Here is a 13,926-nt window from a genome sequence, read left to right on the forward strand (position 1 = left end):
TAAAACCCACCTTTAATTCTTGATTGCTGCAGTTGTTAGATCAGCAGTATGCAAACTAAATTCCAACTAACTCTAGTAATTTCGGAAATTTAGTCGACACTTAAGTGGTATAGATAAGTTTTGGAAAGGAGTCCCTGATGCAATCATTGAAAGTCAAAGACTATATGTCCCACCAAGCGGTAACCTTTACACCTAATATGTCATTGTCAGCAGCGCTTAACAAAGTCATGCAGAGCGATAAAATCAGCGGGCCTGTTATTGATGAAAGCGAGCAGGTGGTGGGTTTCCTATCTGAACAGGACTTACTCGAAAAGCTCGTTAAAGTGAGCTATCACTGCCAAGATACCCATATTGTCGCGGATGTAATGTATAAAGAGGTACTTAGTGTCGCACCTGATATGTCTATTATTGAGTTAGTTGAGATGATGAAAGTCGGTAAACCTAAGGTGTACCCAGTGGTAGATGATGGTCGATTGGTTGGGATTATTACTCGAAGTGATGTACTACGCGCTTTAGGTGAATCTATTGATGCCTGTTTCCAGCATCCGGTTTAATCGTTGCACTATCTAATACGCCATCGCTTTTGCGGTGGCGTTTTTGTGACAGCAAACGATTAAGTGTGAAAATGGTGAGTAAGTTTCCCTATGTGTTGTGAGCATGCTCACTTTGCTAAGCTACAGAATTATCTAACTTATAATTAATTAAATGATCAATAGGTAAGGCGACTATGAGTGCCCAACAAAATGTATTTCACTTAGGCGTAAATCAAGCAGATTTACAAGGTGCAACTCTGGCAATTATACCCGGAGACCCAGAGCGAGTTCAGCGCATTGCTGATACCATGGATAATCCTCAATTTCTTGCCAGTCATCGCGAATATACCTTATATCTTGCACAAATCGATAAGCACAAGGTAGTAGTGTGTTCGACGGGAATTGGTGGTCCATCAACATCGATTGCAGTTGAAGAACTGGCCCAATTGGGGGTGACTACTTTTTTACGTGTCGGTACAACAGGCGCAATTCAAGCCGATGTTAATGTAGGAGATATGATAGTTACTACAGCGTCGGTACGCCTAGATGGCGCAAGCCTGCATTTTGCACCAATGGAGTTTCCAGCAGTATCGGATTTCAACATTGCATTAGCAATGAAGGAATCTGCAGTTGAGCAGGGGGCTGTGGTCCATACCGGTGTCACAGCGTCTAGTGACACTTTTTATCCCGGTCAAGAACGTTACGACACCTCGACAGGGCGCGTAGTCCGACGTTTTCAAGGCTCTATGCAAGAATGGCAAGAGATGGGCGTACTCAACTTTGAAATGGAGTCAGCCACGTTACTAACCATGTGTGCAAGCTCCGGATTGAAAGCAGGTTGTGTTGCGGGGGTTATTATAAATCGTACGCAGCAAGAGATCCCTGATTCAGCGAAGATGAAAGAGATAGAGTCTTTATCTATTAAAACGGTAGTGGAAGCGGCAAGAAAAGTGCTTACGCAATAGCTGTGAATCTAAGTCCCCTCCCAAAACCTTGATTATATACAGTTTGGAAGGGGATTTTATTTAATAAGGCAGGTCTTCAGTACCACCTGCGGCTAGAAACCAATTTTTTAGGTAATGATTGAGGTCTTTTAGTTCATCAGGCCCAATAAGTGCGAGCCCTAAATCCGTTGCACGGGTAATATCATTGTGGCGAAGTGGTCTAAAGCTAACCAGCATTGCGCGAGCTTGCAGTCCACCTAAAAGGTCACGTAACGATTCCAATTTATAAAGGGTATCATCGCCATCATCACGCATCCCCTTAGTTTTACACTCGATAATGTGCAACTTGTTGTTGACTACGGTTGCGACATCAAGCTCATTACGAACCTCTTTATCTCCAATCTTGCGGCTAACTTGAACGTTGAGTGAGCAATCTTGTAAGGTTGAAAGCTCAGCTTGTATCTTCCGTACATGGGCATGCACTAATGATTCCAACCATTCACCATTTGAGAAGCGTCGTGCTTTTTCAGAATGGAATGTTAATACCCCGTCTTTATAATCAGCGAGTTCAGCGCCTACTAAGTCATCTAACAAGATATTGAGTTCTCTATACCCTTGTTGCTTGATACTTAGCTCAACATCAAGCTTGTGCTCTTTGCGACAGGTGGTAGCTAAAAAATTGAGGGTAGCAAGACCAGGCCCCAACTCTAGAGCATGGCTTGCCCATTTTTCACATACCGTCAATAGCACTTCATCAATATGGATCATTTCCTCTTCGATAGGAAACTCGGCCTGCGCGCCAAATATAGTGAGGTAGTCGCTAATACGAATATGGTCTTGAACCTGAGCATCAATTAGGCCTTCAGGGTAGAGCCAACTTTGTCTGTCTGTGTTTGGTTCAACCACGAATATTGGCCAATCGAAGCTGCGCACTATTTCATACACAGATAGTAACCGGTGTCGCAACCCACAACTTGCGTTAAATTTTACAGGGTCACCATTTTCTTTGAGTCGTTTTGCCAGCTCTAATACACGAGCTTTAATTAAGGCAGTATTAGAAACGTTTGGAATCTCGAAAAATTCACTAACAATCCCTCGTTTTTTCAATACCACAGCTAATTTCTCAAACATAGGGTGTTGATTAATATCGCCAATGAAAATCATATGACGACTGACCGCTCTATCATCTAGAAGGGGAGTAACCAAGCGTATTGGGTCTTGATCTATGATACCAATTTGAACGGGCATAGCCTGTACCTCTTTAGTTGAGGCGCACGTTATAAAAGTGAGAAAATCAAGTGCTGACATAGCACTTTAAATTGAAATCGAGCGTGCGCTGTCCCTAAATGAACACTAGGTGCCAATGTTTAGGGAACATGCAAAAGATTGAGCTTTTTGCATGAAATTGCAAGTATTGATGAGGATAATAAATCTAAGTGACCATTTTTGGTTAAGACTTAATATGCTTACTACTTACCCCTACATCTTTGATGTAATTGCAATTTCCTTAACCATGGTGCACTCTTGTATCATTGTCAAAATTGAGATGAGATATAGCATGGCTGAAGAAACAATATTTAGTAAAATCATACGCCAAGAGATCAAATCAGATTTGATTTATCAAGACGAACTCGTTACTGCATTTCAGGATATTAATCCCCGCGCCCCTTTGCATATTTTGATTGTGCCTAACCATGTTATTGCCACGGTTAATGATGCGACGGAAGAGGACGAGCGAGCATTAGGACGTATGTTTACGGTTGCCGCCAAGATTGCAAAAGATGAAGGCATTGCAACCGATGGCTATCGGTTGATAGTAAATTGCAATTCTTATGGCGGGCAAGAGGTTTACCATATACATATGCATTTAGTGGGTGGTAAGCCGCTAGGACCGATGCTGGTTGGTTAATGAAAGATAGAAAACGCATGTATCGCACAGCTTCAATTGTAGTTTGTAGCGCACTATTGAGTGCCTGTGCGTCGCTGTCAGCTGGAAATTTATTTAGCCATTATACCGCACAGAATCATGACGTGTATCAATCGCTAGAGTCTGGATATTATCTAAAAGCGCAACAGCTGTTGCCTGAAGAGCGAGCGGGTGACATTTTAGATAACCTAGAGCGGGGTCGCGTTGATTTTCTTGCAGCTTCTTATCCGCAGAGCCTATCTGCTTTTGAAGGTAGCGATAAGGCGGTGCAAGAATGGCAAAATCAGGCAGTGATTTCGATTAGCGAAACCGCAACCAGCGTTGGAGCATTAGCTGTAAACGACAACCTCACCAATTACGAACCAGCAGACTATGAACTCGGATTTTTACATCTATATCTAGGCTTAAACTACATTCAAAAGAATAGTTTAGAGGGTGCACTGGTTGAAATGCGCCGTGCTAATCAAGTTCAAGAGCGAGCTCGTAAGAAACGAGAATCTGATTTGGAATCTGCCCAAGCAGATATGAAGAAGAACGGGTTGAGCCCAAACTTGGGTAGTGTTCTTTCGCGCTACCCGGATGCCGGAGATAAACTAAAAGCAATACAGAATGGTTATCTGCTTTATTTATCAGCTCTTCTTTATGAGACGCAAGGCGACCCGAATGGTGCTTATGTTGACTACCGCCGTGCACTGGCCGTTGCGCCGCACAATAAACAAGTTATTGATGGTACCTTAAGGGTAGCAACTGAACTTGGCATGCGACAAGATCTAGCACTACTGAATAAGCAGTATGGCGCATATAAGCCACTTCCTAAAGGGGAAGGGCGGGTCATTATATTAGATGAGCGTGGTGTGGTGAAGGCAATGAGTGATTGGAGCCTTACTTTACCTATCTATGACAGTCGTGGCGATGTAGGTTTTTATTCTATCGCTTTGCCTTACTATGATGACAACGCCACCCAGAGATTTGGTGCGTTGCAACTAGATGGTAACGGTATAGTTGCTGATGAGCTGGTTGATGTGAACCTTATGGCGAGCAACCAACTTTCCGAGCAGATGCCAAAGATTTTATTGAGACAGGCGCTGCGCACTGTTACAAAAGATCAGGTGCGTAAGCAGACGGCCTCAGGAAATGATATTGCGAATGTGGTGTTTAACGTATTTAACACCCTAACTGAGCAGCCTGATACCCGAAGCTGGCAATCATTACCCGCTACGGTGTATAGCTCTGGTGCTACACTAAATGAAGGGCAACATAAGCTTTTTGTAGCAGGAACTCGCTATGAGTTCCCTGTACGTAGTGGGCAAACAACTCTAGTGTGGCTATCACGTCAGGGAAATAACGTCACTATTTGGCATAAATTGTTAGGGGCAATTTAATGAAAAAATGGATCTTTGTATTGATTGCAATATTGAGCGTCGCAGGTTGTGCAACTAATACAGCCGGGCTGCGAGTTGATGGCAAATCGCAGAAGGTTTTGTTTGGTGATAACGTGCTGGGCAGCCGCTTACTTATCGATGATATTTCGACGGTCGAAAAAGATGGTCGTACACGTGGTATCGTGACTGTAAGTAGCAACTATAAGGCAGATCTTCGTATTCAATATCGTTTTTATTGGTATGACGATAACGGGTTGGAGGTAAATACCAAACCCTCAGCTTGGCGCCAAGACGTTGTAAGGGGATTCGAAACACGAACCCTATCCGAGATTTCAATTAATCCAGAAGGAACCCAATTTAGGGTTCAAGTTCGAGAAGCAGACAATTAAGGAAATATGATGAAGAAAAGTGTCATTGCACTGTTGGGTCTAGCGGTCATTCTTGGCGGCTGTTCAAATAAGGTTAACTACGGTGATGCGCAAGCAGTAGAAACGACTACCGTTGACTTTGGTTCAACAGACTTGCAAAAAATTGCTGCTGAGATGGTAGATAGCATGCTGAACTCAGGTTCAGTGGCTGCAATCACTAAGGATCAACGTCCGATTGTGTTTGTAGAGCGCATTAAAAATAAAACGAGTGAGCATATTGATACCGAATCTATTACAGACTCAGTCTCAACAAAAATGCTCAATTCTGGAAAGTTCCGTTTTGTGGATATGGACCGCGTAGAGTCAGTGCGTAAGCAACTCAAGTTCCAAAATAACGATGAACTAGTTGATCAATCAAGCGCTATCCAGTTCGGTCAAATGGTTGGTGCGCAATATATGCTTTATGGCAACCTGTCTAGTATTGTCAAAGAAGCAGGCAGTGATAAAGACGTCTATTATAAAATGACCATGCGTTTGATGGACTTGAAAACAGGTTTAATTGAATGGGCCGATGAGACAGAGATTCGCAAACAGCAGTCGAAGAGCTTATTGGGTTTATAATCGATTAATAAAAGGCCAGTATCACTGGCCTTTTTTATTGAGAGTTATCAATAAAATCAGACCAAGATCAACCTTTTATCCTTTACTTTGCTGCTTTAGCAGAGCTTTTACAATAAATTTTATGTGACTACTTTCCCTGCCTTCATTTCGTGTTAAATTTAATAGTATCGCAGGCTAAAGCGACTTAAATAGTGTCGTAAACAAGGACGGCTTCATGATTATTTATCTTCACGGTTTTGACTCAACCAGCCCAGGGAACCACGAAAAAGTACTGCAACTGCAGTTTATTGACGATGATGTTCGCTTTATCAACTACAGCACACTTCATCCTAAGCATGATATGGCCCACCTTCTGAAAGAGGTGCACAAGACTATAGAGTCTTCAGAAGATGCAAACCCTATAATTTGTGGAGTAGGGTTAGGTGGATTTTGGGCAGAGCGAATCGGCTTTTTGTGTGGTATTAAACAGGTCATTTTCAATCCAAACCTTCACCCAGAGCGCACTATGTTAGGACGTATTGATCGCCCTGAAGAGTATGATGACATAGCAACTAAGTGTGTTGAGCAGTATCGCATCAAAAACAAGGAACACTGCCTAGTGATTCTGTCAGAGCAAGATGAGGTTCATGATAATAAAATCACGGCTTCTGAGCTGCAAGATTACTATAAAATCATTTGGGATGAGAACGAAACCCACAAGTTCAAGAAAATTTCCCACCATTTGCAAACGATGAAGTCATTTAAGGAAGCATAGAATTCCTTAGTCAATATCGTATGACAAAAGCCGCTTTTTAGCGGCTTTTTTGTGCGTGTTTAACACTTTTAAATACTAATTCATTAATTAAAGTAAGGTTTATTTAATATAGATATTGCTCGCACGATACTTTTAGATATAATGCCAATTAAACAAAAATTGATTTAGATCAAAAAAAGTTTAAAAGCAGAATGATGGTTTCAGGGCTTTATACCTAAGTAATTTTGAAAGCAATAAGTGAACTCACTTAGGTATGAATCTTTTAATTAAATTGCAGTATCAAGGAGTGTTCACATGGCACGAATCATAATTGTTGGCGGCGGCGCTGGCGGATTAGAGTTGGCAACAAAATTAGGGCGAAAGTTTAGACGTGATTCTAAAAACTCAGTAACCTTAGTGGATCGTAAGGCGAGCCATTTATGGAAGCCTTTACTGCATGAAGTCGCTACGGGTTCACTTGATGCTGGTGTTGATGCATTGAGTTATCGCGCTCATGCCAAAAATCATGGTTTCGATTTTCAGATGGGTAGCCTTTCTGACATCGATCGTGAACGAAAAGTAATTGTTCTTGATGAGCTGAAAGATACTTCAGGTGAACTCTTAATTCCAGTGCGTGAACTTGAGTATGACTTCCTTGTGATGGCGATTGGTTCTACGTCTAATGATTTTAATACCCCTGGTGTTCGTGAAAACTGTATATTCTTAGATAGTCCTGAGCAGGCGCATCGCTTCCGTGAAGAGATGAATAATCAGTTCCTCAAACTACACGCAAACTCGGGGCAAGAGTCGGTTGATATCGCCATTGTAGGTGCGGGTGCTACAGGTGTTGAGCTATCGGCAGAGCTACATAATGCGATTAAAGAGCTGCGCAACTACGGCTTTGGTGACCTCGATTCAAGCAAACTAAATGTTAACTTGGTAGAAGCGGGCGAGCGTATCTTACCTGCCTTACCTACACGTATTTCGTCATCTGCTCATCAAGAGTTAACCAAAATAGGTGTAAATGTACGCACTGCGACTATGGTGACTCAAGCGGAACCAGACGGCCTAACAACTAAAGATGGTGATAAAATCCCAGCCCAAATAATGGTTTGGGCAGCTGGTATTAAAGCTCCTGATTTTATTAAGGATATAGCTGGACTTGAGACGAATCGTATTAATCAGTTAGTAGTAAAAGAGACCCTGCAAACGACTCGTGATGAGCAGATATTTGTCATTGGTGACCTAGCTCAGTGTACGCAAAAAGATGGTAAATTTGTTCCGCCAAGGGCGCAAGCAGCCCACCAGATGGCAAGCCATGCCTATAAAAATATTATGGCGATGATGAACAATAAACCGCTTACAAATTATACTTACAATGACCGTGGCTCATTAGTATCGTTAAGCCGATTCTCTACCGTAGGCAGTTTAATGGGGAACTTGACTAAGGGGTCTATGATGATCGAGGGGCGTATTGCTCGCGTAGCGTATATATCATTGTATCGAATGCATCAAATGGCACTTCATGGCACCTTTAAAACAGCACTTATGATGTTAGTGGGTCGAATTAACCGTGTATTGCGTCCAAACCTTAAGCTTCACTAACTCTTTCCAGTTACCAGTTTGAAAAAACCTCAATAATTACATCTTAATTATTGAGGTTTTTTGTACCCTAATCCACTTCCTAGCGAAACAATAAATACCAAAAACAAAACGGGACACACACCATAATTAAGGTGTGTGTCCCGTTTAATTTGTTGCAAGCGGTGTAATCAACATCTCAGGACAGGCACCTGATTAAGTGTTAACTACTGAGGTGCCTGTCCCATCTAGATATTTAGAGATTAGTTTTTTCCGCTAGTTGGACGAGATAATCGGCAATGGCTTCCATCCCTGACTTAGGTAACCCAGCTCGGGTTTCTGCCTTTGAATTGTAATTAGTATTGGTGTTCACATCATAAGAGTACCACTTGCCGCTTGCGTCACAAATAACCTCAATTCCTGCAATATCGATATGATTGTCGGACAAAAAGCGCTCATGCTGTTTGATTAGAGGATAGCTATCTAGTTGCGTTGTAACTTCAAATTTTTCGGCTGTGTGATTCTGTGATGGTTGCTCGTGTTCAAATGCAGGGCAGAACGTATTTTCAATAGCGCACCCATCTGCCGGGCAAAGCTCAAACCCACCTTCAGTTGAGACTTTAACCGCATATAGAAATTTTCCACCTACATATTCACAGCGAATAATGTAGGGCTGCTCTGATTGGATATATTCCTGAAGTAACCAGATCCCGTCGAGTGGGGCATCTTCCTTTAGCCTTCGAAGTGCGATCTTTAACTCATTGATTGAATTAAACTTCTCAACTCCGAGACCTTTACCACCTCGATTGGGTTTGATAATCAGCGGCCAAGTATTAAATTTTTCAGCGGCAGATACGATGAGCTCACTACCAACGACAGCTTGCGTTCTAGGTGTAGCAATGCCTGCTTTTTGCAGTGCTGCATATTGAGAAATTTTACATACTTCAAGGTCAATCACACCATTACCATTGACCACGGTAACATTGTGTAAGCTAAGCCATTTATCGATAACGCGTGTGAGTTCGGGTGCGTAGCGATGACCGCGGGTATGGGAGGAAGCGCTCATTCGATTATAGTAGATAGCATCTTCCGGGATAGAGTCAAACTCGATATGGGCTTGATTCACAAACCATGCTTTGGCTGGCACATTGAGTTTTTCAAAGGCGTGCTGGAGTGGGACGATCCATTCTTCGTTTTCGTGCAGAATATAGATGGGCTTCATACGCTTTCCTTAAATTTAGTTACCAATCCTTGATTGAATAGATTGCCAAATTTGTATGTAAAAGCCAGTAGCAATATGTGATTTAGTATATGAGATCAGCCTAATTTATAGCTTTAGTGTCTATGGTGTGAGTTAGGTTTATATAGAAGTGTGTGTCCCGTTGAGTTTTGAATGGAGCCACTACAGAGGTGTGTGTCCCTTTTGGTGCTTTTGGTGTTCTTTTGGTGATATGGGGATATAAAAAAGGCTGCCTTGTTAGGCAGCCTAGTGGGTATTGGGGGAGCTTAATTTTGTACTCGACGCACTTGAATTATCATGCCCATCAATGGGTTGTCTAGGTAATGGGTTTCACCACTGCGCATACGACGCTTCTGCTGCATGCGATAATCCTTGAGATAAGTAACGACCTCTTTTTTCGGAGATACGTCTTCTAGGTTACCCGATTGGACGGTATTGCTGCTTGTATCAGCAAGTACTGCAAAGTTTTCGCTATCCTTAAGTTCGTCAGGTTTGACTTCTTTAAAGGTTACGCTTTTTACGCTTGGTTCACGCAGATTTAGAGCGGTTTCAGCAAATAGGTAGTGTTGCACGTAGACTTGAAGCTTTCCGTCTAGCTCATAAAGTGGTTTTACAACCGATGAGCCATCAAGGGCTTTGCCGCTCTTTTCACTACCAATTTTGGTGCCATCTGGATGAAACTCTTTTGAGAAGTCATGCCCAGCTTGGATATGGAATTTAGGAGCACTAGCGCGTCCGTTATCACCTTGGCGCCATGCCTTATGCAACAGTACCTCAAATCCAGCATGTTGCTTGAGCTTATCGCGTTCTTTCAGCAACTTATAGTGGCTGTACGATAGCATTTGCGCGCCTTTCTTTTGGCGATAGGCGTGGTTGCTAAACGGTTCTACACCGGTCATATCGATCTTCGGTGGAGTCTCAGGCCAAGATTCTTGAGTTTTCTCGGCGTCAACCACGCGCTTGAAGATCAGTACTTCAACATCAAATTGTCTCCCTTTTGCCATAGCTAGACTAGGTAGCAGTACTAGCGATAGTAGTAGTGGGATAAATTTCTTCATTTTGGCTCCATAGCTTGTTTATTGCCGTTTATCTTAATGAATTGTATCAGTTTTTCACGAACTCGCAGAATTGATTTAAGCGGCTCGGTTTTGAGCGAAGCGATCAATGAGGTCGACAACAAAATTAATCCGCTCCCGCCTGTCTGCGAGTGGCTGGATAAACTTGATTTTAGTCGGCCCATCCATGGCATATTTCTGGGGTTCTGATTGTAACAGTTTAACCAAATACATTGGGTTAATGTCAGCATCGGGATAAAACTCTAGGTAGCCGCCTTTTTCATGTGCTTCAACCTTATCGATCTTAATCGTTGCCGCAGCCAGTCTTATCTTCGCAACCTGCAATAGGTTCTGAGTTGCATCAGGTAGAGGACCGAATCTATCTATAAGCTCTACTTTCAACTCGGTTAGTTGATTATGGTTCGCTACGCTAGCAATACGCTTGTATAGCGATAGACGGGTGTTTATGTCTGGAATGAAATCTTCAGGGAGTAGGGCTGGAATACGTAACTCTACCTCGGTTTGCTCGCGTAATAGGTCATCTAGTGATGGCTCTTTGCCTTCTTTTAGCGCCGCTACGGCTTGCTCTAACATCTCCATATATAGAGTAAAGCCAACCGAATGGATTTGACCACTTTGTTCATCCCCCAGTAATTCACCTGCGCCACGGATCTCAAGGTCGTGGGTCGCTAGCGTGAACCCTGCGCCTAAGTCCTCTAAAGATGCGATAGCCTCGAGGCGTTTAGCGGCATCTTTGCTTATTGCTTTAGGGTGTGGGGTCAGCATATAGGCATAAGCTTGGTGATGTGAGCGTCCTACACGGCCACGTAATTGATGCATCTGAGCCAGACCAAGATTATCCGCTCGATTCATAATAATGGTATTGGCAGTCGGTACATCGATACCCGTTTCAATAATGGTAGTACACACCAGCAGATTGAATCTTTGGTGGTAGAAGTCATTCATTACCGTTTCCAGTTCCCGCTCGCGCATTTGTCCGTGTGCGGTGGTTACTCTCGCTTCTGGAATGAGCTTAGTAAGATCATCGGCGACTTTTTGAATGGTTTCAACCTGATTGTGTAGGAAGTAAACCTGTCCACCACGCATAATTTCACGCAGCACCGCTTCGCGAATTACAGCATCGTCGCTTTGGCGGACAAAGGTTTTGATGGCTAAACGCCTAGCTGGTGGGGTGGCGATAATGGAAAGATCGCGCATGCCACTCATTGCCATATTCAGAGTTCTTGGAATAGGGGTGGCGGTTAAGGTCAAGATATCGACATCTGAGCGCATTGCCTTCATCTTCTCTTTTTGTCTTACCCCAAACCTGTGTTCTTCATCGACAATAAGCAGTCCAAGATCCGCAAATTTGATGTCATCTTGAAGCAGTTTATGGGTGCCGACTATGATATCAACCTTGCCCTCTGCGACGTCACTAAGGATCTGTTTTTGTTCCTTGGCGCTTTTAAAGCGAGACAAAACCTCGACTCGTACTGGGAGGTTAGCGAAGCGGTCGCGAAAGTTCTCAAAGTGTTGTTGCGCCAGTAGCGTAGTGGGTACCAAAACTGCGACTTGTTTGGCGTTATCGCTGCAAAGGAAGGCTGCGCGCATAGCAACCTCTGTTTTACCAAAGCCTACATCGCCACATACCAAGCGATCCATAGCTTTGGCTTGGCACATGTCAGATAAAACCGCATTGATAGCTTGGTTCTGATCGTCGGTTTCTTCAAACGGAAAGCCGGCTTTAAATTGAGCATAGGCATCACGGTCAAGGGTAAACTTATAGCCAGGCTTGAGTTCGCGTTTTGCGTATACGTCCAGTAGTTCAGCGGCGACATCGCGCACTTTCTCCGCCGCTTTGCGTCTTGCTTTACCCCATGATTCACTGCCAAGTCGGTTGATCGGTGCTTTGTCTTCGGCACCACCAGAGTAACGACTGATAAGATTAAGCGACGCTACCGGGACATACAGCTTGGCTTCATTTTGATATTCAAGGGTGACATATTCGGTTTTTATTCCGCCTGCTTCGAGGGTTTGCAGTCCCAGATAGCGACCTACGCCATGGTCTAAGTGTACAACCGGTTGACCGGGCTTGAGCTCGGCTAGGTGCCTAATAATGGTATCGCTGTTAACCGCTCGCTTATCTTTTTTACGGCGTTGGATAACGCGGTCACCCAATAAGTCGCTCTCACATACCATGACAAAATCAGGGGATTGATGTAAAAAGCCGTGCTCAGATGAACCAAGAATGAGAGCGAATTTATCATCGCTATCAAGAGCTTGCTTGAGGGATTGATATACCTTAGGTTTGATCTTGACCGGTTTAAGTAGTTCTAGTAGCGCCTCTCTGCGACCTTCAGACTCAACTGAAAAAATAACTTTACCTGCGTAGCTTTCACTAAATTGGCGTAGCGCGCTCATTGGCTCTTTAGTTTGCTGTTTCGAGGCCATATCCGGCAAGGGTTCAATGCTGAGGTCGCACTTACCGCCACGGTTACCTATGGACTCTTTTCCCAGTTTTATTTGAGGCCATTTTTTTAAATGGGAAAAAAGCTCATCTTTGGCCTGCCATAGAGATTTTGGTTCTAGAAGTGGTCTTAAGGGATCAACTTTACGCTGTTCAAAACGATACTCGACGTCGGTTAGGAAGGTATCAATTGCCGCTTCAGTATCCCCAACACTGAGCATTAGGGTGCTGTCTGGCATATAGTCAAATAAGGTTTCGGTATTATCGAAAAATAGCGGTTGCCAATATTCGATACCGGCCGGCCAGACTCCCTTAGAAACCTGCATGTAGACTGATTCAGGCTCGCGTCGTGCATCAAAGCGTTGACGCCATCGAATACGAAAATCTTCGATGGCCTCTTCGTCAGTTGGGAACTCGTGCGCGGGAAGTAATCGAATTTGGTCGATTTCTTCTATGGTTCTTTGGTTTTCCGGATCGAAGGTGCGGATGGTATCAATTTCATCATCAAAGAAGTCAACCCGATACGGGTCTTGACTACCCATAGGGAAAAGATCGAGTATTGACCCACGACTTGCATATTCACCCGGTCCAAATACTTGGTCTACATTGCGGTATCCAGACTTCTCAAGCTGTAGGCGCAGTTTATCTAATGAGAATAAGTCACCGGCCTTCACCATTAAGGTGTGCTGAAGTAAGAACTCTCGTGGCGACTGGCGTTGCAAAAGGGTGCTGACAGGAACCAACACTATGCCACTGTCTAGAGTAGGCATTTGATATAGAGCCGCGATACGGTCAGATATTATCTCTTGATGAGGAGAGAAGTTATCATAGGGCAAGGTTTCCCAATCAGGAAATAGTGTGACCGGAGCTTGGCTAAATTGCTCAACCTCTGATTGCAGCTTTAATGCTGTTTGCGGATCATTAACAATGAGCAGTACTGGCCCTTGATGGGCACGTTCTAGCTCTGAAATCGCGATAGCTAAAGATGCACCATGAAGATTGCCGATCTGTTTCTTGTCTCCGGCCGCATTGGCAACGGGAAGAGAGAGCAAGGTTTGCTTGTCCATAATTTGTG

The 13,926-nt window shown here is 43.6% G+C and carries 12 protein-coding genes; 8 read left to right on the plus strand and 4 right to left on the minus strand.

The genetic code is table 11. The features are described from left to right. Positions 1 to 137: 137 nt before the first annotated feature. Positions 138 to 554 carry a CBS domain-containing protein gene (locus OCU28_RS04250; RefSeq protein ID WP_261817098.1) on the plus strand — a complete coding sequence of 139 codons (417 nt, stop codon included), beginning with the start codon at positions 138 to 140 and terminating at the stop codon, positions 552 to 554. 173 nt (positions 555 to 727) lie between these two features. Then, positions 728 to 1,498: a uridine phosphorylase gene (gene udp, locus OCU28_RS04255; RefSeq protein ID WP_261817099.1), complete on the plus strand. Its 771-nt coding sequence runs from the start codon at positions 728 to 730 to the stop codon at positions 1,496 to 1,498. Between the two features lie 60 nt (positions 1,499 to 1,558). On the opposite strand, the gene OCU28_RS04260 is transcribed toward udp, so the two are convergent. Continuing rightward, positions 1,559 to 2,725, minus strand: coding sequence for a DUF1887 family protein (locus OCU28_RS04260; protein ID WP_261817100.1), 1,167 nt, complete (start codon positions 2,723 to 2,725; stop codon positions 1,559 to 1,561). Positions 2,726 to 3,035: 310 nt separating this feature from the next. On the opposite strand from OCU28_RS04260, the gene hinT reads away from it, so the two are divergent. The 6 genes from hinT to OCU28_RS04290 all read left to right on the plus strand — a co-directional run bounded on the left by hinT (position 3,036) and on the right by OCU28_RS04290 (position 8,113). Continuing rightward, complete coding sequence (gene hinT / locus OCU28_RS04265) at positions 3,036 to 3,386, plus strand: purine nucleoside phosphoramidase (protein WP_261817101.1); 351 nt, start codon at positions 3,036 to 3,038, stop codon at positions 3,384 to 3,386. Continuing rightward, complete coding sequence (locus OCU28_RS04270) at positions 3,386 to 4,786, plus strand: COG3014 family protein (protein ID WP_261817102.1); 1,401 nt, start codon at positions 3,386 to 3,388, stop codon at positions 4,784 to 4,786. The genes hinT and OCU28_RS04270 overlap by 1 nt, the downstream gene beginning before the upstream one ends. Further along, on the plus strand, positions 4,786 to 5,175 hold the full coding sequence (locus tag OCU28_RS04275) for a YcfL family protein (RefSeq protein WP_261817103.1): 390 nt from the start codon (positions 4,786 to 4,788) through the stop codon (positions 5,173 to 5,175). Before OCU28_RS04270 ends, OCU28_RS04275 begins: the two co-directional genes overlap by 1 nt. Positions 5,176 to 5,184: 9 nt before the next feature. Further along, on the plus strand, positions 5,185 to 5,775 hold the full coding sequence (gene lpoB, locus OCU28_RS04280; protein ID WP_261817427.1) for a penicillin-binding protein activator LpoB: 591 nt from the start codon (positions 5,185 to 5,187) through the stop codon (positions 5,773 to 5,775). 214 nt (positions 5,776 to 5,989) lie between these two features. Then, a complete protein-coding gene (gene ycfP, locus OCU28_RS04285; protein WP_261817104.1) occupies positions 5,990 to 6,529 on the plus strand; it encodes an alpha/beta hydrolase YcfP in 540 nt (179 codons plus the stop codon). Between the two features lie 294 nt (positions 6,530 to 6,823). Further along, positions 6,824 to 8,113 carry an NAD(P)/FAD-dependent oxidoreductase gene (locus OCU28_RS04290; protein ID WP_261817105.1) on the plus strand — a complete coding sequence of 430 codons (1,290 nt, stop codon included), beginning with the start codon at positions 6,824 to 6,826 and terminating at the stop codon, positions 8,111 to 8,113. 232 nt (positions 8,114 to 8,345) lie between these two features. On the opposite strand, the gene OCU28_RS04295 is transcribed toward OCU28_RS04290, so the two are convergent. The 3 genes from OCU28_RS04295 to mfd form a co-directional block, all read right to left on the minus strand. After that, a complete protein-coding gene (locus OCU28_RS04295; protein ID WP_261817106.1) occupies positions 8,346 to 9,311 on the minus strand; it encodes an ATP-grasp domain-containing protein in 966 nt (321 codons plus the stop codon). Between the two features lie 284 nt (positions 9,312 to 9,595). Beyond that, positions 9,596 to 10,387: a peptidoglycan binding protein CsiV gene (locus tag OCU28_RS04300; RefSeq protein ID WP_261817107.1), complete on the minus strand. Its 792-nt coding sequence runs from the start codon at positions 10,385 to 10,387 to the stop codon at positions 9,596 to 9,598. Between the two features lie 75 nt (positions 10,388 to 10,462). Beyond that, complete coding sequence (gene mfd / locus OCU28_RS04305; RefSeq protein WP_261817108.1) at positions 10,463 to 13,918, minus strand: transcription-repair coupling factor; 3,456 nt, start codon at positions 13,916 to 13,918, stop codon at positions 10,463 to 10,465. Positions 13,919 to 13,926: the final 8 nt, after the last annotated feature.

The sequence above is a fragment of the Vibrio gallicus genome, assembly GCF_024346875.1.
Lineage (GTDB): Bacteria > Pseudomonadota > Gammaproteobacteria > Enterobacterales > Vibrionaceae > Vibrio > Vibrio gallicus.

Coding starts and splice junctions, on each gene's coding strand:
- OCU28_RS04270 (WP_261817102.1), top strand. CDS start 3,386: ATGAAAGATAGAAAACGCATGTATCGCACAGCTTCAATTGTAGTTTGT.
- OCU28_RS04300 (WP_261817107.1), bottom strand. CDS start 10,387: ATGAAGAAATTTATCCCACTACTACTATCGCTAGTACTGCTACCTAGT.
- OCU28_RS04260 (WP_261817100.1), bottom strand. CDS start 2,725: ATGCCCGTTCAAATTGGTATCATAGATCAAGACCCAATACGCTTGGTT.
- hinT (WP_261817101.1), top strand. CDS start 3,036: ATGGCTGAAGAAACAATATTTAGTAAAATCATACGCCAAGAGATCAAA.
- OCU28_RS04290 (WP_261817105.1), top strand. CDS start 6,824: ATGGCACGAATCATAATTGTTGGCGGCGGCGCTGGCGGATTAGAGTTG.
- udp (WP_261817099.1), top strand. CDS start 728: ATGAGTGCCCAACAAAATGTATTTCACTTAGGCGTAAATCAAGCAGAT.
- mfd (WP_261817108.1), bottom strand. CDS start 13,918: ATGGACAAGCAAACCTTGCTCTCTCTTCCCGTTGCCAATGCGGCCGGA.
- lpoB (WP_261817427.1), top strand. CDS start 5,185: ATGAAGAAAAGTGTCATTGCACTGTTGGGTCTAGCGGTCATTCTTGGC.
- OCU28_RS04250 (WP_261817098.1), top strand. CDS start 138: ATGCAATCATTGAAAGTCAAAGACTATATGTCCCACCAAGCGGTAACC.
- ycfP (WP_261817104.1), top strand. CDS start 5,990: ATGATTATTTATCTTCACGGTTTTGACTCAACCAGCCCAGGGAACCAC.
- OCU28_RS04295 (WP_261817106.1), bottom strand. CDS start 9,311: ATGAAGCCCATCTATATTCTGCACGAAAACGAAGAATGGATCGTCCCA.
- OCU28_RS04275 (WP_261817103.1), top strand. CDS start 4,786: ATGAAAAAATGGATCTTTGTATTGATTGCAATATTGAGCGTCGCAGGT.